The 22,254-nt window shown below is 73.9% G+C and carries 21 protein-coding genes and 2 pseudogenes; 17 read left to right on the top strand and 6 right to left on the bottom strand.

Features of this window, described 5'->3' with window-relative positions; genetic code table 11:
• The first annotated feature begins 50 nt into the window (after nucleotides 1–50).
• The 4 genes from ispG (at nucleotide 51) to RM590_RS00175 (ending at nucleotide 4,580) form a co-directional block, all read left to right on the top strand.
• Nucleotides 51–1,205 (top strand): flavodoxin-dependent (E)-4-hydroxy-3-methylbut-2-enyl-diphosphate synthase, encoded by a 1,155-nt coding sequence (gene ispG, locus RM590_RS00190; protein WP_311702183.1) that lies wholly within the window; start codon nucleotides 51–53, stop codon nucleotides 1,203–1,205.
• Nucleotides 1,206–1,341: 136 nt separating this feature from the next.
• Nucleotides 1,342–2,190 carry a GNAT family N-acetyltransferase gene (locus RM590_RS00185; RefSeq protein WP_311702182.1) on the top strand — a complete coding sequence of 283 codons (849 nt, stop codon included), beginning with the start codon at nucleotides 1,342–1,344 and terminating at the stop codon, nucleotides 2,188–2,190.
• Between the two features lie 53 nt (nucleotides 2,191–2,243).
• On the top strand, nucleotides 2,244–2,810 hold the full coding sequence (locus RM590_RS00180) for a GNAT family N-acetyltransferase (protein WP_311702181.1): 567 nt from the start codon (nucleotides 2,244–2,246) through the stop codon (nucleotides 2,808–2,810).
• Nucleotides 2,811–2,867: 57 nt separating this feature from the next.
• Complete coding sequence (locus RM590_RS00175; RefSeq protein WP_311702180.1) at nucleotides 2,868–4,580, top strand: proline--tRNA ligase; 1,713 nt, start codon at nucleotides 2,868–2,870, stop codon at nucleotides 4,578–4,580.
• A gap of 90 nt (nucleotides 4,581–4,670) precedes the next feature.
• Here RM590_RS00175 and RM590_RS00170 read toward each other — a convergent pair whose 3' ends face one another.
• Nucleotides 4,671–5,054, bottom strand: a complete 384-nt coding sequence (locus RM590_RS00170) for a multicopper oxidase domain-containing protein (RefSeq protein WP_311702179.1) — start codon at nucleotides 5,052–5,054, stop codon at nucleotides 4,671–4,673.
• Nucleotides 5,051–6,115, bottom strand: a complete 1,065-nt coding sequence (locus RM590_RS00165) for a multicopper oxidase family protein (RefSeq protein ID WP_311702178.1) — start codon at nucleotides 6,113–6,115, stop codon at nucleotides 5,051–5,053. Before RM590_RS00165 ends, RM590_RS00170 begins: the two co-directional genes overlap by 4 nt.
• 55 nt (nucleotides 6,116–6,170) lie before the next feature.
• Between RM590_RS00165 and RM590_RS00160 the strand changes: the two genes are divergently transcribed.
• The 5 genes and pseudogenes from RM590_RS00160 (at nucleotide 6,171) to RM590_RS00140 (ending at nucleotide 9,565) form a co-directional block, all read left to right on the top strand.
• Nucleotides 6,171–6,542 carry a phosphopantetheine-binding protein gene (locus RM590_RS00160; RefSeq protein ID WP_311702811.1) on the top strand — a complete coding sequence of 124 codons (372 nt, stop codon included), beginning with the start codon at nucleotides 6,171–6,173 and terminating at the stop codon, nucleotides 6,540–6,542.
• Nucleotides 6,539–6,703 (top strand): hypothetical protein, encoded by a 165-nt coding sequence (locus RM590_RS00155; protein WP_311702177.1) that lies wholly within the window; start codon nucleotides 6,539–6,541, stop codon nucleotides 6,701–6,703. Before RM590_RS00160 ends, RM590_RS00155 begins: the two co-directional genes overlap by 4 nt.
• Nucleotides 6,704–6,749: 46 nt before the next feature.
• Nucleotides 6,750–7,532 (top strand): annotated as a pseudogene (locus RM590_RS00150) (AMP-binding protein); the annotation flags it as partial.
• A gap of 219 nt (nucleotides 7,533–7,751) precedes the next feature.
• A pseudogene (locus RM590_RS00145) lies at nucleotides 7,752–8,639 on the top strand (4-hydroxybenzoate 3-monooxygenase); the annotation flags it as partial.
• Nucleotides 8,636–9,565: an alpha/beta hydrolase gene (locus RM590_RS00140; protein WP_311702175.1), complete on the top strand. Its 930-nt coding sequence runs from the start codon at nucleotides 8,636–8,638 to the stop codon at nucleotides 9,563–9,565. The pseudogene RM590_RS00145 and the gene RM590_RS00140, both read left to right, overlap by 4 nt.
• 10 nt (nucleotides 9,566–9,575) lie before the next feature.
• On the opposite strand, the gene RM590_RS00135 is transcribed toward RM590_RS00140, so the two are convergent.
• The 3 genes from RM590_RS00135 to RM590_RS00125 are packed head-to-tail and all read right to left on the bottom strand — an operon-like array spanning nucleotide 9,576 to nucleotide 11,412.
• Nucleotides 9,576–10,487 carry an aminoglycoside phosphotransferase family protein gene (locus RM590_RS00135; protein WP_394813748.1) on the bottom strand — a complete coding sequence of 304 codons (912 nt, stop codon included), beginning with the start codon at nucleotides 10,485–10,487 and terminating at the stop codon, nucleotides 9,576–9,578.
• Nucleotides 10,484–10,924 carry a ferritin-like domain-containing protein gene (locus RM590_RS00130; protein ID WP_311702174.1) on the bottom strand — a complete coding sequence of 147 codons (441 nt, stop codon included), beginning with the start codon at nucleotides 10,922–10,924 and terminating at the stop codon, nucleotides 10,484–10,486. The genes RM590_RS00135 and RM590_RS00130 overlap by 4 nt, the downstream gene beginning before the upstream one ends.
• Nucleotides 10,921–11,412 carry a hypothetical protein gene (locus RM590_RS00125; protein WP_311702173.1) on the bottom strand — a complete coding sequence of 164 codons (492 nt, stop codon included), beginning with the start codon at nucleotides 11,410–11,412 and terminating at the stop codon, nucleotides 10,921–10,923. Before RM590_RS00125 ends, RM590_RS00130 begins: the two co-directional genes overlap by 4 nt.
• Nucleotides 11,413–11,683: 271 nt before the next feature.
• Here RM590_RS00125 and rimP point away from each other — a divergent pair, with 271 nt between their 5' ends.
• The 8 genes from rimP (at nucleotide 11,684) to RM590_RS00085 (ending at nucleotide 19,533) form a co-directional block, all read left to right on the top strand.
• Nucleotides 11,684–12,190 (top strand): ribosome maturation factor RimP, encoded by a 507-nt coding sequence (rimP, locus tag RM590_RS00120; protein ID WP_311702172.1) that lies wholly within the window; start codon nucleotides 11,684–11,686, stop codon nucleotides 12,188–12,190.
• A 2-nt stretch (nucleotides 12,191–12,192) separates the two neighbouring features.
• Nucleotides 12,193–13,197 (top strand): transcription termination factor NusA, encoded by a 1,005-nt coding sequence (gene nusA, locus RM590_RS00115; RefSeq protein WP_311702171.1) that lies wholly within the window; start codon nucleotides 12,193–12,195, stop codon nucleotides 13,195–13,197.
• A 108-nt stretch (nucleotides 13,198–13,305) separates the two neighbouring features.
• On the top strand, nucleotides 13,306–13,584 hold the full coding sequence (locus tag RM590_RS00110) for a YlxR family protein (RefSeq protein WP_311702170.1): 279 nt from the start codon (nucleotides 13,306–13,308) through the stop codon (nucleotides 13,582–13,584).
• A gap of 152 nt (nucleotides 13,585–13,736) precedes the next feature.
• Complete coding sequence (gene infB, locus RM590_RS00105) at nucleotides 13,737–16,751, top strand: translation initiation factor IF-2 (RefSeq protein ID WP_311702169.1); 3,015 nt, start codon at nucleotides 13,737–13,739, stop codon at nucleotides 16,749–16,751.
• Between the two features lie 74 nt (nucleotides 16,752–16,825).
• The gene (locus tag RM590_RS00100) at nucleotides 16,826–17,122 is read left to right on the top strand and encodes a DUF503 domain-containing protein (RefSeq protein WP_311702168.1); all 297 of its coding nucleotides are present in this window, start codon (nucleotides 16,826–16,828) and stop codon (nucleotides 17,120–17,122) included.
• A gap of 26 nt (nucleotides 17,123–17,148) precedes the next feature.
• Nucleotides 17,149–17,610, top strand: a complete 462-nt coding sequence (rbfA, locus tag RM590_RS00095; RefSeq protein WP_311702167.1) for a 30S ribosome-binding factor RbfA — start codon at nucleotides 17,149–17,151, stop codon at nucleotides 17,608–17,610.
• A 7-nt stretch (nucleotides 17,611–17,617) separates the two neighbouring features.
• Nucleotides 17,618–18,511, top strand: a complete 894-nt coding sequence (gene truB, locus RM590_RS00090) for a tRNA pseudouridine(55) synthase TruB (RefSeq protein WP_311702166.1) — start codon at nucleotides 17,618–17,620, stop codon at nucleotides 18,509–18,511.
• Between the two features lie 77 nt (nucleotides 18,512–18,588).
• The gene (locus RM590_RS00085) at nucleotides 18,589–19,533 is read left to right on the top strand and encodes a bifunctional riboflavin kinase/FAD synthetase (protein WP_311702165.1); all 945 of its coding nucleotides are present in this window, start codon (nucleotides 18,589–18,591) and stop codon (nucleotides 19,531–19,533) included.
• A gap of 34 nt (nucleotides 19,534–19,567) precedes the next feature.
• Here the strand turns inward: RM590_RS00085 and RM590_RS00080 are convergent, their stop codons facing one another.
• A complete protein-coding gene (locus tag RM590_RS00080; RefSeq protein WP_311702164.1) occupies nucleotides 19,568–22,219 on the bottom strand; it encodes an SCO5717 family growth-regulating ATPase in 2,652 nt (883 codons plus the stop codon).
• Between the last annotated feature and the right edge of the window lie 35 nt (nucleotides 22,220–22,254).

Below are 22,254 nucleotides of genomic sequence, written 5' to 3'. Positions count from 1 at the left end.
GAGCCCGGCGCCTTCCGGGACCATGACCACACGTGGGGTTGCATACATCCATGACAGCCATCTCGCTGGGAATGCCGTCCGTGCCCGTCAAGCTGGCCGAGCGCCGCGCCAGCCGCCAGATCCAGGTCGGGTCGGTGGCCGTCGGCGGTGACGCGCCCGTCTCCGTCCAGTCGATGACCACGACGCGGACCTCGGACATAGGCGCGACCCTTCAGCAGATCGCCGAGCTGACGGCGTCCGGCTGCCAGATCGTGCGGGTCGCCGTCCCGACGCAGGACGACGCCGACGCGCTCAAGGTGATCGCGCGCAAGTCGCAGATCCCCGTGATCGCCGACATCCACTTCCAGCCCAAGTACGTCTTCGCCGCGATCGACGCGGGCTGCGCCGCCGTGCGGGTCAACCCGGGCAACATCAAGAAGTTCGACGACCAGGTCAAGGAGATCGCCCGGGCGGCCTCCCAGACCGGCACCCCCATCCGCATCGGCGTCAACGCCGGCTCGCTCGACAAGCGGCTGCTCGCCAAGTACGGCAAGGCCACCCCCGAGGCGCTGGTGGAGTCGGCGCTGTGGGAGTGCTCGCTGTTCGAGGAGCACGGCTTCCGGGACATCAAGATCTCGGTCAAGCACAACGACCCCGTCGTCATGGTCAACGCCTACCGCCAGCTCGCCGCCCAGTGCGACTACCCGCTGCACCTGGGCGTCACCGAGGCCGGCCCCGCCTTCCAGGGCACCATCAAGTCGGCCGTCGCCTTCGGGGCCCTGCTCAGCGAGGGCATCGGCGACACCATCCGCGTCTCGCTCTCCGCGCCCCCGGTGGAGGAGGTCAAGGTCGGCGCCCAGATCCTGGAGTCCCTCGGCCTGCGCGAGCGCGGCCTGGAGATCGTCTCCTGCCCGTCCTGCGGCCGGGCCCAGGTGGACGTCTACAAGCTGGCCGAGGAGGTCACCGCCGGGCTCACCGGCATGGACGTGCCGCTGCGCGTCGCCGTGATGGGCTGCGTCGTCAACGGACCCGGCGAGGCCCGCGAGGCCGACCTCGGCGTCGCCTCGGGGAACGGCAAGGGACAGATCTTCGTCAAGGGCGAGGTCATCAAGACCGTCCCCGAATCCAAGATCGTCGAGACGCTGATCGACGAGGCCATGAAGATCGCCGAGCAGCTCGAGAAGGAAGGAACTCCCTCGGGCCGGCCGGAGGTCACGGTCTCCTGAGCCCCGCCGCCCGCCGGCCCCCGGCGGGCGCACCGGCCCGGGCCACCGCGGGGATTTCCGCGGGAGGATCCCGCGCGGCCGGTGACCGGGATAGGGTGCGGGCACTCACGTCCCCGAGAACACAAGGCCCCGCTCCGTGCTGACCACGTCAACCACTCGGGTCCTGGACCCCAGCGAGTTCGGCGACGCGCTGACCGTGCTCAACGAGGATCCCGTGGCGAACGCCTTCGTGACCGCCCGAGTCCTCGAATCCAGGCTGGAACGCCCTTACCTGGGCGGCGAGATGTGGGGGTACTACCGCCGCGGCCGGCTCACCTCCCTCTGCTACGCCGGCGCCAATCTCGTCCCCATCCGCGCCGGGACCGCGGCCGTGCGCGCCTTCGCCGACCGCGCCCTGCGCGAGGGGCGCCGCTGCTCCTCCCTGGTCGGCCCGGCCGGCCCCACCGCCCAGCTCTGGGCCCGCCTGGAGCCGCACTGGGGCCCGGCCCGCCAGCTCCGCCCGCGCCAGCCGCTGCTGGTCACCCGCACGATGCCGGCCGGGATCACCCCCGACCCGCTGGTGCGGCGGGTGCGCAAGGACGAGATGGACCTCGTCTTCCCCGCCGCCGTCGCGATGTTCACCGAGGAGGTCGGCATCTCGCCGCTCGGCGCCGAGGACGGCGGGCTCGCCTACCAGTCGCGGGTCGCCGAGACCGTCGGCACCGGCCGCTGCTTCGCCCGGGTGGAGGACGGCCGGGTCGTCTTCAAGGCCGAGATCGGCGCCGTCACCCCCGAGGTCTGCCAGCTCCAGGGCGTGTGGACCGCGCCGGACCGCCGCGGCCAGGGCCTGGCCACCGCCGGTGTGGCCACCGTCCTCGCCCACGCCCTCGCCGAGACGGCCCCACTGGTCAGCCTCTATGTCAACGACTTCAACGCGCCCGCCCTCGCCGTCTACCGCCGCCTCGGGTTCACCCGCTCCGGCACCCTGATGAGCGTGCTGTTCTGAGCATTCGCGGGACCGGACGCGACTTCCCCGGCCGGGCACGTTAGCCTCCCGGCATGACACCATCCGCCGGCGGAGCCGCCCCGGACGCCCGGGACATCGTCGTCGCGCCGCTCGACCTCGCGGCCTCGGTGGACGAGGCGCTGGACGTGCAGGCGCAGGCGTTCGGACTGAGCGCCGAGGAGGTGGCGGTCCGCCACCACATCGTGCTGCGCCACCTCGCCAGCCCCGGCGCCCGCGCGCTGGGCGCGACCAACGCCGACGGCCGGCTCGTCGGCTTCGTCTACGGCATGCCGAACGACCGCGCGCAGTGGTGGTCCAGCGTCGTCGAGCCCTATCTGCGGCGCGCGGGGAACGACGCCTGGCTGGACGACTCGTTCACCATCACGGAGCTCCACGTGCTGCCCGCCTACCAGCACCGGGGGATAGGCCGCCGGCTCATCACCACCCTGACCGACAGCGCCACCGAGCCGCGGTCGATCCTGTCCGCCATCGACACGGAGAGCCCGGCCCGCGCGCTGTACCGCAAGCTCGGCTACCGCGATCTGGCCCGCCGCGTCCTGTTCCCCTCCGCGCCCTGCCCGTACGCGGTGATGGGCGCCGAACTCCCCCTGCGCCGCTGACCCTTCGGCCATAACTCCTTGGCGCCGCCCGCCGATCCGCCGCTACGCTCCCCGGTCATGGCAGCAAGCGTGTCGTACCTCTCCAGCATCCTGTTCAAGACCTTGCGCGAGGCCCCGGCCGACGCCGAGACCCGCAGCCACCGGCTGCTTGTGCGCGCCGGCTATGTGCGCCGCTCGGCCGCCGGGATCTGGAGCTGGCTGCCACTGGGCAAGCGCGTCCTGGACAACGTGGCCCGGATCGTCCGCGAGGAGATGGACGCCATCGGCGGCCAGGAGGTCCTGCTCCCGGCGCTGCTGCCCCGGGAGCCCTACGACGTCACCGGCCGCTACACCGAGTACGGCAACCTGCTGTTCCGCCTGACCGACCGCAGGGGCGGCGGCTATCTCCTCGGCCCCACCCACGAGGAGATCTTCACCCAGCTCGTGAAGGACCAGGTCACCTCCTACCGCGACCTGCCGGTCACGCTCTACCAGATCCAGACCAAGTACCGGGACGAGGCCCGCCCCCGCTCCGGCGTCCTGCGCGGCCGGGAGTTCCTGATGAAGGACTCCTACTCCTTCGCCCTGACCGACGAGGAACTGGCCGCCGCCTACGGCCGGCACCGCGAGGCGTACATCCGGATCTTCACCCGCCTGGGCCTGGACCACCGGATCGTCTCGGCCGTCTCCGGCGCGATGGGCGGCTCCGCCTCCGAGGAGTTCCTCGCGCCCGCCGCCGCCGGTGAGGACACCTTCGCCCACTGTCCGGCCTGCGGCTACGCGGCCAACACCGAGGCCGTGGCGGTAAGCGTCCCGGCCGCCGACCCGGCCGGCCACCCGCCCCTGGAGGAGGTGGCGACCCCGGACACCCCGACCATCGAGACGCTCGCCGCCCGGCTCGGGGTGCCCGCGTCGGCCACCCTGAAGAACCTGCTGGTGAAGGTGGACGGCGAGATCACCGCGGTCGGCGTGCCGGGCGACCGCGAGGTCGATCTGGGCAAGCTGGCCGAGCACCTGGCCCCGGCGACCGTCGAGGTGGTCACGGCCGAGGACTTCGCCGGCCGGCCCGACCTCGTGCGCGGCTATGTGGGCCCCCAGGGGATGGCGGGCGAGGCGTTCCGCTATCTCGCCGACCCGCGCGTCGCCCCCGGCACCGCCTGGGTCACCGGCGCCAACAAGCCGGGTGCCCACGCCCGGTACGTGGTGGCCGGGCGCGACTTCGAGGCCGACCGGTACCTGGACGTGGTCGTCGCCGAGCCGGGGGACCCCTGTCCGGCCTGCGGCGCGGGGCTGAACCTGGACCGGGCCATCGAGATCGGCCACATCTTCCAGTTGGGCCGCAAGTACGCCGACGCCTTCGGACTCGATGTCCTCGGCCGCGACGGCAGGCCCGTCCGCGTCACCATGGGCTGCTACGGCATCGGCGTCTCGCGAGCCGTGGCCGCCCTCGCCGAGCAGACGGCGGACGAGCGGGGCCTGTGCTGGCCCCGGGAGGTTGCCCCGGCCGACGTGCACATCGTGGCCGCGGGCCGGGCCGTGCAGACCGAGCTGGCCCGCGACCTCGGGGAACGCCTCGGCGCGGCCGGAATCCGGGTGCTGGTGGACGATCGCGCGGGAGTCTCCCCGGGCGTGAAATTCGCCGACGCCGAACTGATCGGCGTCCCCACCATCCTGATCGCCGGCCGCGGCGCCCCCGAGGGGCGCGTGGAGTTGCAGGACCGCCGCACCGGAGTCCGTTTCGAGCTGCCGGTGGACGACGTTCCGACCCGGCTCCGCAAGGAAATTCGGTGAAGCGCTTCGATTTCTATGGGCTGCCTATCGATGACCTATAGGTGCCCTGGAGGCCATCGATAGGCCGCTCATTCGTTTCCCGTTGATTTCTCATTCGTCCATGACCATGAGGAGGGCCATCATTCCCTCGTCCTCGTGCGGCGAGAGGTGGCAGTGGATCATGTACATGTACTCGTCGTCCGCGTAGTCCGTGAAGCGCATGGCGATCCGCACGGTGGACTCCGGCCCGACCTCGACGGTGTCCTTCCAGCCCAGGTCGACGCCGGTCGGCGGGACCCCGTCGACGGAGACGATCTGGAACGGCACGTCGTGCAGGTGGAAGGAGTGCTCCAGCCCGGTGGTGTTGACGATGTCCCACACCTCGGTGTCGCCCAGCCGGACGTGGATGACGTTGGACATCATGGCCTCCATCGAGGTGCCGACGATGCCGTTGATGCCCATGCCCTGGGGGGTGAAGTTCCAGGTCAGGGTCACCTCGCGCGAGGTGAGGGCCGAAGTGTCGAAGCGCGGCACGGTGTTGAGGCGGGCCGGGAGGGCGGGGGGCCGGCGGTACCGGTCGGGCGGCGTGATCCGCAGGAAGGGGTAGGTGCCGCTGCCGCCCTCGACCCAGGCGGTCTCCACCACGGCTTGGAGCTGGACGGCGTCCGCCGCGTCGATGACGATCTCGGCGCGGGAGGCCGCCACCAGGCGGATCGAGTTTCGACCTCGGTGGCCTCCGGCAGGTAGGCGGCCTCGGTGGCGATCTGCGTGAGCGGGCGGCCGTCGGCGCGCGAGACGGTGAAGACGTCGGTGAGCGAGGCGTTGAGGAAGCGCAGCCGCAGCCGGGACCGGGCGGCCCGCAGGGTGAGGGTGGTGTCCTCGACGTTCACCCCGTTGACCAGCACGGGGAAGAGGACGCCCTCCTCGTTGTAGCCGGTGAAGTCGTACTTCAGGGCCCCGGCGGGGTCGACGGCCCGGCACTGGAGGACGACGGGGATGTCGTCCACGCCGTAGCGGTGCGGCAGCGCCCGGGAGGCGGCGGAGTCGTCGTCGACGATCATCATGCCCGCCAGGCCGTGCGCGATCTGCTTCGACGAGGTGCCCATGGAATGCGGGTGGTACCAGAGCGTGGCCGCCTCCTGATTGACGGTGAACTCGGGCTCCCAGGAGTTCCCGTTCGCGAAGGTCGTCTGCATGCCGCCGTCGACGTCCGGCGGTACGTGCGCGCCGTGCCAGTGGACGGTGGTGTCCTCGCCGAGGTGGTTGGTGATCTCCACGCGGACGCGCTCCCGGTCGCGCACCCGGATCGTCGGGCCCGGGAACGAGCCGTTGAACCCCATGGTGTTGCTGCGGACACCGGGCAGGACCTCGTGCGTTCCGCGGCGCATGTCCAGCCGGAAGACGGAGGTGCCCTCGCGCCGCCGGGGCCTGAGCAGGGGCGGGATCGGCAGTGGCCGGGTCTTCGCCGCGCTGCCGTCGGAGGCCAGCACATAGGGCGCCCAGGCCGCGGCGGTGAGGGCCGTGCCCGCGAACGCACCCGTTGCGCCGCTGAACAAACGCCGTCTGGAGATCCCCGGCACGCGTCGCCGGGACGAAGGGTCCGAGTGGGTCATGCGGGATCCGCCAACTCAGCCTGGACCCGGCGGCCGTGCTGCCCAAGGTGTGGCAGCCGCGCCACATCGCCGACTTCGAGCAGCAGCCCGCGCAGGCCCGGCACGCCCAGCGCGCGGACGCCTACCACCGCAGATACCTGGAGCAGGCGATTTCCGCGCAGCTCACCCCGGGCGAACCGGACGCGGCATCGGCTCCTTCAACAGCCGCGGTGGATTCGACTCGCTCGCCCTGCTGGAGCTCCTCACCTGGCTGGAAGAGGAATTCGAGGTCGAGTTCGAGGACGATCAGATTTCCTTCGAGAATTTCGATTCCGTGGAGAAAATGGTCGACTTCGTCCTGACCCACGGCCCGTCCGGGGACCAGTCGTGACCGCCGCCGGAATCTTCGCCGCCGTGCGCGAGGCCGCCGGCCGGGCGGACCGCCCCGCGCTCGTGTGGGCCCGCCGGGAGTGGGCCGCCCGGGAGCTGCTGACCGCCGCCGAGCGCCTGGCCGACGAGCTGACCCGCGGCCGGGCCCGCCCGCCCTGGTGATCGCCCACGCCGCCGGCCCACCGGCCCGCGCCGTGACGGCCCTCGCCTGCGACCTCGCCACCGTCCCCGTCCTGCACCACGACCCGGAACTGCCGGTCACCCAGCGGCCCCCGTCGTCCGCGACACGCCGCCGGACGACCTCCCGGACACCCTGCCCACCCTCGGCGCGGACGGCCCGCTCCCGCTGTGGATCACCGAGCCCGACGAGCCCGAGGTCCCGCCCGGGATACCGGCCGGCACCCAGATCTTCCTCACCTCCGGCTCCACCGGAGCGCCCACCGGCGTGGTGCGCCGGGCCGCCGTCGTGCTCGCCGACTGCTACCGCATCGGAGCCTTCATGCCGTACGGGGAGAACGTGCCGGTGGTCGTCAGCGCGCCCGTCTTCCACCCCTACGGCTTCACCTACGGCCTGATCGCCCCGCTGCTGTACGGCGCGCGCACGCGGTTCAGCCAGCCGCGCACCACCCTGTCCAAGCTGCTGCGCGCGGTACGGGACCACGGGGCGGAATCCCTGGTCGCCCTCCCGTTCCACGGCCGGCTGCTGGCCGGCTCCGCCGGGCCCCCGGACCTGCCCGCCCTGCGGCGCGCGGTGTCCTCCGGCTCGCCGCTGCCCGCCGAGGTCGCGACAGTGCTCGCCCGGCGCTGCGCGTTCGACGTCTACAACGGCTACGGATCCTCCGAGACCGGCGCGATCTCGCTGGCCCGGGCCCACCCCGCGTTCACCGACGGCGACGTCGGCACCCCGCTGCCCGGCGTCACCGCGAAGCTGGAGCCGGTCGACGGCGTGGCGCAGGGCGGGGAACTGCTGCTGCGCACCGACGCGCTGGCCGTCGGCTATCTCGGGCCGTCCGGGGTGGTCCCCCTCGAACTCGACGGCGAGTGGTACCGGACCGGCGACCTCGCCGTGCTGGACGGCGGGCGCGTCCGCCTCCTCGGCCGCCTGCGGAACATCATCAACGTCGCTGGGAAGATGGTCAGCCCGCTGGAGATCGAGCGCGCCGTCGCCGCCCACCCCGCGGTCCTCGACGTCCAGGTGGTGGCGGCACCGGACGGCACCCGCAGCGACGTTCCGGTGGCCCGCGTCGTCACCGGCGGCGCGGTCACCGAGCCCGGCGCACCGCTGTTGTTCGAGGCGGAGGTGCACGCGGTGGAGGGCGCCGACACCGCCCGGCCCACCGTCCGCTTCACCCACGAGGGCCGCGAGAAGACGCTCTCCTGCGACTTCGTCGTCGGCTGCGACGGCTTCCACGGCGTGGTCAGGACGTGCGTCCCCGCGTCGGTGGCGCGCACCTACGACCGGATCCACCCCTCCTCCTGGCTGGGCATCCTCGTGAACGTCCCGCCCTCCGGCCACGAGCTGATCTACGCGCACTCACCGCGCGGGTTCGCGCTGCACAGCATGCGCCCGCCCACCGTCACCCGCCTCTACCTCCAGGTACCCAACGGCACCCGCGCCGAGGACTGGCCCGACGACCGGATCTGGGACGAGCTCGACGAGCGCTTCGCCGTGGACGCCGACTGGAAGCTCCAGCGCGGCCCCATCACCGCCAAGAACGTCGTCCCGTTGCGCAGTTCGGTCTTCGAGCCCATGCGCCACGGCAACGTCTTCCTGGCCGGCGACGCGGCCCACATCGTCCCGCCCACCGGCGCCAAGGGCCTCAACCTGGCCTTCGCCGACGTCGCGGTCCTCGCCCGCGCCTTCGCCCACCTCAACTCCACGGGCTCCGCCGACCTGCTGGACCAGTACTCCGACACCTGCCTGCGCCGCGTATGGCAGACCGAGCACTTCTCCTGGTACATGACGTCGCTGCTGCACGCCGACCCGGAGCAGCCCTTCGAGCCCCGGCTCCAGCTCGCCCAGCTCCACCGGATCGCCTCGTCCTCCGCGCTCGCCACCGAACTGGCGGACAACTACACGGGGTTGCCGATCGCATGAGCCCGGTCCACACGGACATCGCCTACGCCCCCGCGCACCCGCCCGGCAGCCGGGGCCACCTGCTCGACCTCCATGTGCCGGACGGCCCCGGGCCCTGGCCGGTGGTCGACTGGTCGCACGGCTCCGCCTGGCTGGAGGAGAGCGGGCGGGACGGCACCGGCGCGGTGGCCGCGGCGCTCGGCGGCCGGGGCTTCGCGGTGGCCGGCGTCGCGGTGCGCTCCAGCCGGCACACTCCGTTCCCGGGACAGGTGCACGACATCGAGGCGGCCATCCGCTGGCTGCGGGACAACGCCGCCGCCCTCCACCTGGACGCCGGCCGCCTCGCCGTCATGGGGGAGTCGTCCGGCGGCTGGCTGGCGCTGATGGCCGCCCTCACCGGCGACGCGCCCGAGCCGGCGGGCCCCCGCGCGGTCCGGGCGGCGGTCGCGTTCTATCCGCCGGCGGACCTGCTCCGGATGGACGAGCAGGCCCCGCCCGGCGTCCGCGAGGCGCTGATCCGCTGGTCCTCCGGCGGCTTCAGCAGCCACCGGGACCCGAGCTCCCCCGAGTCCCGGCTCCTCGGCGGCCCCCTGCACTCGCTCCCCGAGCGGGCCACCTGTGCCAGTCCTCTCACCCACGCCGGCGCCCACCACCCGCCCGTGCTGCTCCTGCACGGGCGGCGCGATCCCCTCGTTCCCTACGGCCAGAGCGAACTGCTGCTGCGGGCCGCCCGCGAGCGCGGCGGACACGTCGAACTCATCGGGCTGCCCCGCGGCACCCACGGCCAGTGGCAGGAGTTCCTCACCCACCCCGCCGTCGGCCGGGGCGCCGTCCTGCTGTCGTCGCGCGAGAGAGCGGACCGGCCCATCCTGCTGGGCTGGCACACGGTCGCCGCCTTCCTGACCCGGCACCTGGCGCCGGCCGACCGGTCGGGGGCCTCGCCCTGACCGGCGGCGGTCACAGCCAGGTGGCGAACTCCAGCAGCATCTCGCCGTCCGTCCGCTGCCCGGCCGCCAGATGCCGGACGCCGGACTCCACGGCCCGGAACAGCGCCCAGCCGCGCACCCGTTCCGGGTCCACCTCCACCGACTCCGCCAGCCGCGTCACGCGCCGCCGGGTGATGGCCGCCGCGCCCGGCGAGGCCACCAGGTCGTGCAGCCGGTCCCGCACCAGCCGCGCCAGATCGTAGGCGCGCTCGCCCACCACCGGCTCCGGCCCCACCGCCAGCCAGGGCGCCCGCTCGGCGTCCGACGCCAGCACGCTGCCCTGCCGGAAGTCGCCGTGCAGCAGGAGGCGTTCCCCCGCGTCGGCCACCAGCTCGGCCCGGGTCCGCAGCGCCTCCGCCACCAGTGGCCCCGTCTCCTCGCCGGCCCCGGCCGCGCGCATCAGCTCGGCCTGCCGCCCGGTCCGCGCCTCCACCGACGGGAACGGATGCCCCGGACCCGGCTCCACCCACAGCCGGCGCGCGGTCGAGACCGCCTCCAGCATCGCCTTGGCGTCCGGCAGCGAACGCAGCGACGTCTCGCAGTGCAGCCGCTCCAGCAGCAGCGCGCCGTCCTCCGGCGCACTTCGCAGCAGCCGCACCGCGCCCAGCCCGTCCCAGTGCCGCAGCGCCGCCTCCTCCAGCGCGGCCGGGGCGTCCGGCGCGCAGATCTTCAGCGCCGCGCGCCCGCCGTCCGCCTCGCGCACCAGCACCAGCACGCTGCTCCGCCCGCCCGGCGCCACCACCCGCTCGGCGGTCAGCTCCCAGCGGCCCAGCAACTTCTCGACCAGCGCGGGCAGTCCGGCCAGCCAGTCGCCGGCCCCGGCCCCCTGGGCACGGGCCAGCCGCTGCGGCGGCAGCGGGGACAGGGTCGCGGGCACGGTCACCGCCCCTCTTCCGCGTACTCGGCCAGCCCCGGGAACGGCTCGCCGTGCCCGCGCCAGCGCGCCGCCCGCACGGCCGTCTCGCGCAGCGCCGCCGCGGCCCCGCGCCGGGCCTCGCCCTCCGAGGCGAGCACCAGGTCCGCGTACGCCCCGGCGAGCCGAGTCTCCAGCTCCACCGCCAGCTCCACCGCGCTCGCCCCGTCCGTGACCTCGAACGGCAGCGCGTAACCGGCCGCCGAGGCCACCGGCGCGCCGCCCAGGTCCCGCACGGCCCGGTGCAGCAAATCGCGCCGCGACCGGTGCGCGGTCAGCGCCTCGCGCGCCTCCGCGCCGCGCTCCTCGCCGATCCGCGCGCCCACCACGCCGTAGCCGTAGACGGCGGCGTGCTCCGCGGCCAGCGCGGCCTGCGCGGCGTTCAGCTCGGGGGTGCTCTCGCTCATGCGGTGACCTCGCTCAGCAGATGGGCCTGGGCCGCCCCGGCGGCGGCCAGCGACGCCAGCAGCCGCGCCAGCTCCGGCGGGGCGTCGCCCAGCGCGCGCAGCCGCTCGTCCGCGGCCTGCCGTTCGGCGTCGACCAGCGCGGAGACCGCGCGCGCCGGCTCGCCCGGCACCTCGGGCGGCGACCCGGCCGCCCCGGTCGTCGCCGCGTCGGCCTCGCTGAGCGCCGACAGATGCTCGACGACGATCTCGCGGAACGGCGACAGCGAGCGGGCCAGCGAGGGATGGGCCGCCACCGTGGCGTCGTAGCGGGCCAGCAGCGCGGTGCTGTCGCGGGCCGCCCGGCGGCGCAGTCCCAGTGTGCTGACGGCGGCGGCCCGGCCGCCGGACCCCGTGCCGCCCCCGGACGTGCACCCGGCCAGCGTGCCGGCCAGCAGACAGCTCGCCAGCAGTGCGCGTCTGGGGACGCCGGAGGAGATGCCGAAGGACATGGCTTCCCCGACTCTTCGCAAGTGGACCGTTGGGCTGCGGTGGCCCTCGGCGCCGTACCGCCCCGCCTGGCGTCGGCGGACCCGGCCGGAGAGATCACCGCCCCGTGAGCGTACCTGTGCGCTGCGCCTATCCCGGCGCCGCCCCTCCCACCGGCGTGCCCGGCGCCTCTTCTCGTCGGTCGGCGTAGCGTGCCGTAGGCGATAGGCTGTTGGCGAGAGCGCCCGAGACGCACCAACCCACAACAGCACACGCGGCCGAGGAGTCACCCGGATGAGTTCCACCCAGATCGACAGGCTGCGGGAGCTGCTGGAGCCGTTGGCCGGCAAGCGCGGGCTGGACCTGGAGGACGTCAGGATCACCCCGGCCGGGCGCCGGCGGGTGCTCCAGGTGGTGGTGGACGCGGACGGCGGCGTGGGCCTGGAGGCATGCGCCGAGCTGAGCCGGGCGGTGTCCGCGGCGCTCGACGAGAGCGACGCGATGGGCGGCGCCCCCTACACCCTCGAAGTGACCTCCCCCGGCGCGGAGCGGCCGCTGACCGAGCCGCGGCACTACCGCCGTTCCCTCGGCCGCCTGGTCCGGCTCCGGCTGCGCGAGGGCGGCGAGCTGACCGCCCGGCTCACGGGCCTGGACGAGACCGGGCTTGATCTCGAGGTTCCGGGGGAGAAGGGCCGCAAACCCACGGCCCGCCGGGTCGAGTTCGCCGATATCGCGGCGGCGCGGGTGGAGCTCGAGTTCAGCCGTCGGCCGGCTGGTGACCAGAGCCTGAAGGAGGCGTAGCCGTGCACATCGACATGGATTCCCTGCAAGCGCTCGTCCGGGAGAAGGAGATCTCCCTCGACGTGCTGGTGGAGGCCATCGAGTCGGCCCTCCTGATCGCCTACCACCGCAGCGAGGGCAGCCGCCGCCAGGCCCGCGTGGTCCTGGACCGCTCGACCGGCGGGGTGACGGTCTGGGCCAAGGAGGACACCGACGACCTGGCGGACGCCGAGGAGGGCGCCGAGCCGCGGGAGTTCGACGACACCCCCCGGGACTTCGGGCGGATCGCGGCCACCACGGCCAAGCAGGTCATCCTCCAGCGGCTGCGGGACGCCGAGGAGGACGTCACCTTCGGCGAGTACGCCGGCCGCGAGGGCGACGTGGTCGTCGGCATCGTGCAGCAGGGCCGGGACCCCAAGAGCGTGCTGGTGGACATCGGCCGGCTGGAGGCGATCCTGCCCCCGCAGGAGCAGGTCCCCGGCGAGAACTATCCGCACGGCGCGCGGCTGCGTTCCTACGTGGTGCGGGTCGTGAAGGGGGCGCGTGGCCCCTCGGTCACCCTTTCCCGCACCCACCCCAATCTGGTGAAGAAGCTCTTCGAGCTGGAGGTCCCGGAGATCGCCGACGGCTCGGTGGAGATCGCCGCGATCGCCCGCGAGGCCGGGCATCGCACCAAGATCGCGGTGCGCTCGCTGCGCTCCGGGCTGAACGCGAAGGGCGCCTGCATCGGCCCGATGGGCGGCCGGGTGCGCAGCGTGATGGCCGAACTGCACGGAGAGAAGATCGACATCGTGGACTGGTCGGACGATCCGGCCGAGCTCGTGGCGAACGCCCTCTCCCCGGCCCGGGTCACCAAGGTCGACGTGGTCGACCCGACCGCCCGCTCCGCCCGGGTGACCGTGCCGGACTACCAGCTCTCGCTGGCCATCGGCAAGGAGGGGCAGAACGCCCGCCTCGCCGCCCGGCTGACCGGCTGGCGCATCGACATCCGGCCGGACACCGAGCAGAGCGAGCAGCCCGCGCCGTGAGCCGTGCCGGGGGCCGCCGGGGAATGACGGCGCCCGCCGCGTGGTTTTCGGAACGGTTGCCCCGGGCCCACCTGGGAGGGCCCGGCGCTCGGGGAGGTAGAATCTTTAGTGTCTGGCCGGACGCACGTGTCCGCATGCCCTGAACGTACATGCGTGGGCTGCCGGGAGCGCTCAGCCCGAGAAGGTCTGCTGCGTGTGGTGGTGATCGGGGATCGCTGTGTCCCTGATCTTCGCGGTACGCTGCCCGGTCGGGGTGCGTATGTGCATCCCAGGCCGGCCTGTCTTGAGCTGGCGGTCCGCCGTCGGGCGTTCCCCCGGGCCCTCAGGGTCCAGGGACCGCTTGACACGGAGCAGCTCCGTCAGGTCGTCGGCCGGACAGCACCGTAAGAAGCGCCGTCGCGGATGGTCCGCACGGTAGGTACCTCGCGAGTCGGAAGTAGGTCGAGATTGCGATGAGCACTCGATGAGTACGCGATGAGTACGCCCGAGAAGTAGCGAAGGTCCGGCGGACGACCGACCCCGGACCGTAAAGGAGCGAAGTGGCTAAGGTCCGGGTATACGAGCTCGCCAAGGAGCTTGGAGTGGAGAGCAAGGTCGTCATGGCCAAGCTCCAAGAACTTGGTGAATTCGTCCGTTCGGCGTCCTCGACAATCGAGGCGCCAGTAGTACGCAAACTGACAGACGCGTTCAGCGCGGGCAACGGCGGCGGTGGCCGCCGGCCCGCCAAGCCGGGCGCGCCCGCCGCGCCGCGGCCCGCCGCGCCCAAGCCGGGCGCGATGGCCCCCAGGCCGCCCGCGCCCAAGCCGGGCGCCGCGGCCCCCAAGCCCGCCGGTGGACCCCGGCCCGGCCCCAAGCCGGCCCCCGTGACCCCGGCGGCCCCCGCGGCCCCCGAGTTCACGGCGCCCGCCGGTGAGGCGGCCCCGTCGCGGCCCGCCGCGCCGCGCCCCGGCGCCCAGCAGGGCCCCCGGCCGGGCGGTGCCCGGCCTGCCGGTCCCCGTCCGGGCGGCGGCGCCCCGGCGCCGAAGCCGGCGCCGGCCAAGCCGAACGCCCCCAAGCCGGGCGGCCGGCCCGCCGGCCCGCGCCCGGGTAACAACCCCTTCACGACCAGCGGTTCGACCGGCATGGCGCGCCCCCAGCAGGCGCCCCGTCCGGGTCCCGGCCCGCGGCCGGGCGGCCAGGAGCGGCCCGGTCCGCGCCCCGGTGGCCAGGACCGGCCGGGTCCGCGTCCGCAGGCGCCCGGTGGCGGTCGCGCCACCCCGGGCAACATGCCGCGTCCGCAGGGCGGTCCCGCCGGCGCGGGTCCGCGTCCCGGCCCCGGCGGCAGCCGGCCCAACCCGGGCATGATGCCGCAGCGGCCGTCGGCCGGCGGTCGTCCCGGCGGCGGCCCGGCCGGCCGTCCCGGTGGCGGCGGCGGTCCCCGTCCGGGCGGCGGTGGCGGCGGCTTCGCCGGCCGCGGCGGTCCCCGTCCCGGCGGCGGTGGCGGCGGCTTCGGCGGCGGTGGCCGTCCGGGCACCGGCACCCGTCCGGGTGGCGGTGGCGGCTTCGGCGGCGGCGGTGGCCGTCCCGGTGGCTTCGGCGGCGGTCCGGGCGGCGGTGGCCGGCCGGGTGGTCCCGGTGGCCGTGGTGGCACGCAGGGCGCCTTCGGCCGTCCCGGCGGGCCGGCGCGTCGTGGCCGCAAGTCGAAGCGGCAGCGCCGCCAGGAGTACGAGGCCATGCAGGCCCCGTCCATCGGCGGTGTGATGCTGCCGCGCGGCAAGGGCGAGACCATCCGGCTCTCCCGCGGCGCCTCGCTCACCGACTTCGCGGAGAAGATCAACGCCAACCCGGCGTCCCTGGTCCAGGTCATGTTCAACCTGGGCGAGATGGTCACCGCGACCCAGTCGGTCTCCGACGAGACGCTGCAGTTGCTCGGTGACGAGATGAACTACACCGTCCAGATCGTCAGCCCGGAGGAGGAGGACCGCGAGCTGCTCGAGTCCTTCGACATCGAGTTCGGCGAGGACGAGGGCGGCGAGGAGGCCCTGGTCTCCCGGCCCCCGGTGGTCACCGTCATGGGTCACGTCGACCACGGAAAGACCCGACTGCTCGACGCGATCCGCAAGACCAACGTCATCGAGGGCGAGGCCGGCGGCATCACCCAGCACATCGGTGCCTACCAGGTCTCGATCGACGTCAACGGCGAGGACCGCGCGATCACCTTCATCGACACCCCGGGTCACGAGGCGTTCACCGCCATGCGTGCCCGCGGCGCGAAGTCGACCGACATCGCGATCCTCGTGGTCGCGGCCAACGACGGCGTGATGCCTCAGACCATCGAGGCGCTCAACCACGCCAAGGCGGCCGACGTGCCGATCGTCGTCGCGGTCAACAAGATCGACGTCGAGGGCGCCGACCCCGCGAAGGTGCGCGGACAGCTCACCGAGTTCGGCCTGGTGGCCGAGGAGTACGGCGGCGACACGATGTTCGTCGACATCTCCGCCCGCCAGGGCACGAACATCGAGGGGCTGCTGGAAGCGGTCGTCCTGACCGCCGACGCGGCGCTCGACCTGCGGGCCAACCCGCACCAGGACGCCCAGGGCATCGCGATCGAGGCCCACCTCGACCGCGGCCGGGGTGCCGTGGCCACGGTGCTGGTCCAGCGCGGCACGCTGCGGGTCGGCGACACGATGGTGGTGGGCGACGCCCACGGCCGCGTGCGCGCCATGCTCGACGACACCGGGCGGAACCTCACCGAGGCCGGGCCCTCCACGCCCGTCCTGGTGCAGGGTCTGACCAACGTGCCCGGCGCCGGGGACAACTTCCTGGTCGTCGGGGAGGACCGCACCGCGCGGCAGATCGCCGAGAAGCGGGCCGCCCGCGAGCGGAACGCGGCCTTCGCCAAGCGCACCCGCAGGGTCTCCCTGGAGGACCTGGACAAGGTGCTCAAGGCCGGCGAGATCCAGCAGCTCAACCTCATCCTCAAGGGCGACGCGTCCGGTTCGGTCGAGGCCCTGGAGTCCTCGCTGCTCCAGCTCGACGTCGGCGAGGGAGTCGATCTGCGGGTGCTGCACCGCGGCGTCGGCGCGGTCACCGAGACCGACATCGACCTCGCGGCCGGCTCCGACGCCATCGTGATCGGCTTCAACGTGCGCGCCGAGGGGCGTGCCACGCAGGCGGCCGAGCGCGAAGGGGTGGACGTCCGGTACTACTCGGTCATCTACCAGGCGATCGAGGAGATCGAGGCGGCCCTGAAGGGTCTGCTGAAGCCCGAGTTCGAAGAGGTCGAGCTGGGTACGGCGGAGATCCGCGAGGTCTTCCGCTCGTCCAAGCTGGGCAACATCGCGGGTGTCCTCATCAGGTCCGGCGAGGTCAGGCGGAACACCAAGGCCCGCCTGGTGCGCGACGGCAAGGTCGTCGCGGAGAACCTCACCATCGAGGGCCTGCGTCGCTTCAAGGACGACGTCACCGAGATCCGGGAAGGCTTCGAGGGCGGTATCAACCTCGGGAACTTCAACGACATCAAGGTCGACGACGTCATCGCGACGTACGAGATGCGGGAGAAGCCCCGCGCGTGACGCAGTCGGCCGGGGCCGGTCGGCCGGAGGAAACTCCGTCGATCGGCCCCGGCCGCTCCCGTTACGATCACTGCATGTATACCGGGACGTTGTCCTTCGACCTGCTGCTCGGCGACGTTCACTCGCTCAAGCAGAAACGCTCCGTGATACGGCCGATCGTCGCGGAACTGCGGCGCGCGTACGCGGTCAGTGTCGCCGAGGTGGGCGGGCAGGATCTGCACCGCCGGGCCGAGATCGGGCTGGCCGTGGTCTCCGGGGACGCCGCGCATCTCACCGACGTGCTCGACAGGTGCGAGCGCTGGGTGGCCGCGCGTCCGGAGGTGGAGTTGCTGTCCGTGCGGCGGCGGATCCACGGCGAGCACGACGAATAGCACAGCACGAGCAAGGAGACGGACCAGTGGCCGACAAGGCGCGGGCGAAGAGGCTGGCGGACCTCATCCGCGAGGTGGTCGCGGAGAAGCTGCACCGGGACATCAAGGACCCGCGGCTCGGCACCAGGGTGACGATCACCGACACCCGGGTCACCGGAGACCTGCGGGAGGCGACCGTCTTCTACACGGTGTACGGCGACGACACCGACCGCGAGGAGGTGGCGGCCGGGCTGCGCAGCGCCAAGGGCGTGCTGCGCTCCGCGGTGGGCGCGGCGGCGGGCGTGAAGCACACGCCCAGCCTGGAGTTCGTGCCCGACGCGCTGCCCGAGACCGCGCGGAACCTGGACGATCTGTTCGTTCAGGCCCGTGAGCGCGACGAGCAGGTCCGGCGAGCCTCGGCGGGCGCCGAGTACGCGGGCGGCGCCGACCCGTACGTCAAGGAGGGCGAGCGGGCCGACGAGGACGCCGAGGACGAGGGCGAGGACTGACCGGCCGATGAGCCGCACCACCACGGATGGGCTCGTCGTGGTCGACAAGCCCGCCGGCTTCACCTCGCACGACGTCGTCGCCGTGCTGCGCGGCATCGCGCGCACGCGCCGGGTCGGGCACGCCGGGACCCTGGATCCCATGGCCACCGGCGTGCTCGTGCTCGGCCTCGGCCGGGCCACCCGGCTGCTGGGCCACCTCGCGCTCACCGAGAAGGAGTACGAGGGCACCATCCGGCTCGGCCGGACCACGGTGACCGACGACGCCGAGGGCGAGGTCACCGCGAGCGCCGGCGCCCGGGGTGTCGAGCGGGTGGCCGTGGACGCCGGGGTGGCGCGGCTGACCGGCGACCTGATGCAGGTCCCGGCCAAGGTCAGCGCGGTCAAGATCGACGGCAAGCGGGCCTACCGCCGGGTGCTGGCCGGCGAGGACGTGGACATCCCGGCGCGCCCGGTCACCGTCCACTCCTTCGCCGTCCGCGACGCGCAGGAGCTCACCACGCCGGACGGCGTTCCCGTGCTGGACCTGGACGTGACGGTCGTCTGCTCCTCCGGGACCTATATCCGCGCCCTCGCCCGCGACCTGGGCGCCGCGCTCGGCACCGGCGGGCATCTGACGGCGCTGCGCCGCACCCGGGTCGGCCCCTACGGCCTCGATGTGGCGCACACGCTGGACGCGCTGCGCGAGCGGCTGACGGTGCTGCCGCTGGGCGAGGCCGCCGCCGCGGCGTTCCCCCGCTGGGACGTCGACGACCGGCAGGCCACCCTCCTCGGCAACGGCGCGCGCATCACCACCCCGCCGCTGCCCGCCGGACCGGTCGCCGTCTTCGGCCCCGAGGACCGTTTCATCGCCCTGATCGAGAGCTCGGGCGACCGGTCCCGCAGTCTGGCCGTCTTCACCTGAACCGGCCGCCCGGCCGCCGAGGCACGGCGGGTACCTTGGACCGGCAGGGCCCACAGAAACGGCGAGGAGCGAAAACGGTGCAGCGCTGGCGTGACATGGCTGACATCCCCGAGGACTGGGGGCGCAGCGTCGTCACCATCGGTTCGTACGACGGGGTCCACCGGGGGCATCAGCTCATCATCGGCCGGGCCGTGGCGCGCGCCCGCGAGCTGGGCGTCCCGGCGGTGGTGGTCACGTTCGACCCGCACCCCAAGGAGGTGACCCGCCCCGGCAGCCACCCGCCGCTGCTCGCGCCGCACCCGCGGCGCTCGGAGCTGATGGCGGAGCTGGGGGTGGACGCGGTGCTCGTGCTGCCGTTCACCAAGGAGTTCTCCCAGCTCTCCCCGGCCGAGTTCGTGGTGAAGGTGCTGGTGGAGAAGCTGCACGCGCGCGCGGTGGTCGAGGGGCCCACCTTCCGTTTCGGGCACCGGGCCGCGGGCACCGTGGGGACCCTGGCGGAGCTGGGGGAGACCTATGGCTTCGAGGTGCTGGTCATCGACCTGTACGAGCAGGGCGCGGCGGGCGGTGGCGAGGCGTTCTCCTCGACGCTGGCCAGGCGGCTGATCGGCGAGGGCGATGTGGCGGGCGCGGCCGAGGTGCTGGGCCGCCCGCACCGCGTCGAGGGCACGGTCGTCCACGGCGCCCGGCGCGGGCGCGAGTTGGGGATCCCCACGGCGAACCTGGAGCCCGTGCCCCACTCGGCCGTCCCGGCGGACGGGGTGTACTCCGGCTGGCTGGTGGCCGGCGGGGAACGCCTTCCCGCGGCCATCTCGGTCGGCACCAACCCGCACTTCCACGGCACGCGGCGGACCGTCGAGGCGCACGCGCTGGACCGGACGGACCTCGACCTGTACGACCGGTGGGCGGCCATCGAGTTCCAGGCGTTCGTGCGCGGCCAGGAGGCGTTCGACTCCCTGGACGCGCTGATGGAGCGGATCACGGAGGACCTGCGCATGGTGCGCCAGCTCACCCGCGAGGGCTGATCCGGCCCGCCCGGACCGGATCAGCCCGCCCGGCTCATGCCTGGGGCGGCGGCTGCCAGGGGCCCGGCTGCTGCGGGTACCCGTACTGCGGCGGCTGTTGTTGCTGCTGCGGGGGCTGCTGCTGGGCCTGGGGGTATCCGTAGCCCTGCTGCTGGGGCTGCGGATAGCCATAGCCCTGCTGGCCCTGGGCCCCCTGGGCCTGACCGGGCAGCGGCGGCGCCATGTGCGGCGGCAGCGCGGCTCCGTCCTGTGTCCACAGACCCTGCTCCTGCTGCGCCCGCACGAAGTCCTCGGCGATGAGCGCGGCGAGGTCGAAGTACGCCTGGCGGGTCCGGGGCCGCATCATGTCCAGGTCCAACTCGGCGCCGGCGGCCAGGTGTTCGTCGAAGGGCGCGACCACGACGCCGCGGCAGCGGGTCTGGAAGTGCGCCACGATGTCCTCGACCTTGACCAGCTTGCCGGTCTCCCGGACCCCCGAGATGACCGTGATGCTGCGCTGGACCAGCCCGCCGTACCCGTGCGCCGACAGCCAGTCGAGCGTGGTGCTCGCGCTGCTCGCGCCGTCCACCGAGGGGGTGGAGACGATGATCAACTGGTGCGCCAGGTCGAGCACGCCGCGCATCGCGCTGTAGAGCAGCCCGGTGCCGGAGTCGGTCAGGATGATCGGGTACTGCTTGCCGAGCACGTCGATGACGCGGCGGTAGTCCTCGTCGTTGAACGTGGTCGAGATCGCCGGGTCCACGTCGTTGGCCAGGATCTCCAGGCCCGAGGGGGCCTGCGAGGTGAACCGGCGGATGTCCATGTAGCTGTTGAGATACGGGATCGCGCCGACCAGGTCGCGGATGGTGGCCCCGGTCTCCCGGCGCACCCGGCGGCCGAGCGTGCCCGCGTCCGGGTTGGCGTCGATCGCGATGACCTTGTCCTGCCGCTCGCTGGCGAGCGTCGCGCCGAGCGCGGTGGTGGTCGTCGTCTTGCCGACGCCGCCCTTGAGGCTGATCACCGCGATGCGGTAGCAGCTCAGCATCGGCGTGCGGATGATGTCCAGCTTGCGCTGCCGCTCCGCCTCCGCCGTCTTGCCGCCCAGCCGGAACCGGGAGGAGGGCTTGCTGGCCGCCTGCGAACGCGGCCTGCTGCGCCGCCGGTCCTGGAGCAGCCGGTCCGAGGACAGCTCGACCGACGCCTGGTACCCCAGCGCGCCCGGCTGCATCTGCCCGGCGTACTGCTGCTGTTGCTGGTCGGCACCCGGCGCGGCGGGCAGCGCCTGCGGGCCGCCCTGGGCAGCGCCGCCCGGCTGGTACGCCTGCGGGAGCGCCGGGTTCTGCTGCTGTTGGGGTGCCTGGGGGAGGGCGGGGTTGCCGCCTCCGGGCTGGAAGGGCTGGGGGAGTGCGGGGTTGGGCTGCTGGGGTGCCGGGGGGAACGCGGCCGGGCCGCCGGCGGCGTTCTGCTGCTGCGGGAACCCCGGGGGTGGCGCCGGGTTCTGCTGCTGTTGGGGTGCCTGGGGGAGGGCGGGGTTGCCGCCTCCCGGTTGGAAGGGCTGGGGGAGTGCGGGGTTGGGCTGCTGGGGTGCCGGGGGGAACGCGGCCGGGCCGCCGGCGGCGTTCTGCTGCTGCGGGAACCCCGCGGGCGGCGCCGGGTTCTGCTGCTGCTGCTGCGCGGCGGCCGGCGGGAACGTGAACTGGCCCGTCGCCTGGGCCTGTTGCGGCAGGCCGGCCGGCGGCGCCGAGGGGGCCCCGCTCTGCTCGTGCCGGAACGGCTGCGGCCGCTCGGCGGGCTCCCCGGTCGGCGGCGTCGCGTCCTGCTGGAACGGCGACGACTGCGGCTGGGCCCGCGGCGGCACGGGCGGCGGCTGAACGGGCGGCAGCCCGGCGGGCGGCGCGGCGCCCTCGGCCGGCGGCTGCACCGCGGACCGGGGGTCGGAACGCTCCCCGTCCGCCGCCCGCGCGGCGGCGGACGGCACGGGCGGCAGCGACAGGCCCAGCGGCGGAGCCGGGGGACCGGACGCCGCGGGCCCCTCTTCGGCCGGCTCCGGGCCGCTCTCCGGCTCGTCGTCCACCTCGGGCTCGGCGGCGGGCCGGGAGAACTCCACGCGCACGTCGCGGCTCTCCGGCTCCTCGGCGCGCCCGGGCGTGAACATCCTGGTGAAGTCACCGCCCAGCGGCTCGGCGCCCTCCTCGCCCTCCGGCACCGCGTCGGACGGCTCGGGCCGCTGCGCGTCGATGGGCCCCTCGTTGGCCGAGGGGAAGGCGGGTGGCGCGCCGGCCGGCATGGGCGGCTTGAGCTGGAAGTCCGGTGGTAGCGGCGGCAGTCCGCCGGGCAGGCCACCGCCCACCGGGCCCGCCGCGGGCGCCGGACCCGCGGGCGCGGGCGGCTTCTCCTCCGTGCCGTCCGTGCCTTCCGCGTCGGCCACGGCCTTCCGCACGGCCGCCGTCGAGATCTGCATCGTGTCCCCACTCACCACGTCACCGGGAGCCGCGTCCCGCGGCCCCTCCTCCGGCGCGGTGGGCCGGCTGCCCCCGGTGGCGTCCGGGGTGCTGCCGACACCGCTCCCCGCGTACCAGGCGGGCGGCGTGTGGTCGATGGTGAACTGGCCCGTGCTGTGGGACTCCTCCTCGAGGTGCCCGTCATCGGGGCGTTCGTCGGCGGAGGTCTCCTCCGCGGTGCGAACCCTGTCCCGATCGCTGTTCACGACGCCTCCCGCTGCTGGTATTTCTTCCCGATCCA

Origin of the sequence: Streptomyces litchfieldiae, assembly GCF_031845365.1 — a bacterium.
In the GTDB taxonomy this organism is placed as follows: domain Bacteria; phylum Actinomycetota; class Actinomycetes; order Streptomycetales; family Streptomycetaceae; genus Streptomyces; species Streptomyces litchfieldiae.
This window is presented reverse-complemented; position numbering and strand designations above follow the sequence as displayed.

Coding starts and splice junctions, on each gene's coding strand:
- RM590_RS00175 (WP_311702180.1), top strand. CDS start 2,868: ATGGCAGCAAGCGTGTCGTACCTCTCCAGCATCCTGTTCAAGACCTTG.
- ispG (WP_311702183.1), top strand. CDS start 51: ATGACAGCCATCTCGCTGGGAATGCCGTCCGTGCCCGTCAAGCTGGCC.
- rimP (WP_311702172.1), top strand. CDS start 11,684: ATGAGTTCCACCCAGATCGACAGGCTGCGGGAGCTGCTGGAGCCGTTG.
- RM590_RS00160 (WP_311702811.1), top strand. CDS start 6,171: ATGCGGGATCCGCCAACTCAGCCTGGACCCGGCGGCCGTGCTGCCCAA.
- RM590_RS00100 (WP_311702168.1), top strand. CDS start 16,826: ATGTATACCGGGACGTTGTCCTTCGACCTGCTGCTCGGCGACGTTCAC.
- RM590_RS00130 (WP_311702174.1), bottom strand. CDS start 10,924: ATGAGCGAGAGCACCCCCGAGCTGAACGCCGCGCAGGCCGCGCTGGCC.
- RM590_RS00140 (WP_311702175.1), top strand. CDS start 8,636: ATGAGCCCGGTCCACACGGACATCGCCTACGCCCCCGCGCACCCGCCC.
- RM590_RS00125 (WP_311702173.1), bottom strand. CDS start 11,412: ATGTCCTTCGGCATCTCCTCCGGCGTCCCCAGACGCGCACTGCTGGCG.
- truB (WP_311702166.1), top strand. CDS start 17,618: ATGAGCCGCACCACCACGGATGGGCTCGTCGTGGTCGACAAGCCCGCC.
- RM590_RS00180 (WP_311702181.1), top strand. CDS start 2,244: ATGACACCATCCGCCGGCGGAGCCGCCCCGGACGCCCGGGACATCGTC.